Origin of the sequence: Streptomyces sp. URMC 126, assembly GCF_051386555.1 — a bacterium.
Lineage (GTDB): Bacteria > Actinomycetota > Actinomycetes > Streptomycetales > Streptomycetaceae > Streptomyces.
In genome coordinates this window covers 1-283 of the sequence record NZ_JBPQTX010000786.1, presented here as the reverse complement: position 1 = coordinate 283, position 283 = coordinate 1, and the positions used below count along the sequence as shown (strand labels likewise).

The 283-nt window shown below is 71.0% G+C and carries 1 protein-coding gene; it reads left to right on the top strand.

Features of this window, described 5'->3' with window-relative positions; translation table 11 throughout:
- Window positions 1-283, top strand: a 283-nt coding sequence (locus ACSNOK_RS33915) for a sulfatase/phosphatase domain-containing protein (RefSeq protein ID WP_436784590.1), incomplete at both ends; no start/stop codon positions are given.

The window sequence follows — 283 nt, the reverse complement described above, 5'->3', positions numbered from 1 at the left end:
GCAACAAGCGCAACGCCTACGAGGAGTCGATCCGGATACCCCTGCTGCTGCGCTACCCCCAGCTACCTGGGAGCGGGGTCGCGCAGACGGCTCAGGTGCTCAACATCGACCTGGCGCCGACCCTGCTGGAGCTCGCCGGCGTGCCGCCGCCGGCCGGCTTGCAGGGCCGGAGCTGGGTCCCGCTGCTGACCGGTCAGGCGGGGTCGCTGCGGGACGGCTTCCTCTACGAGTACTTCTTCGAGCGGGGCTGGAGCGTGCCCACCATCGTGTCCCTGCGCCGCGA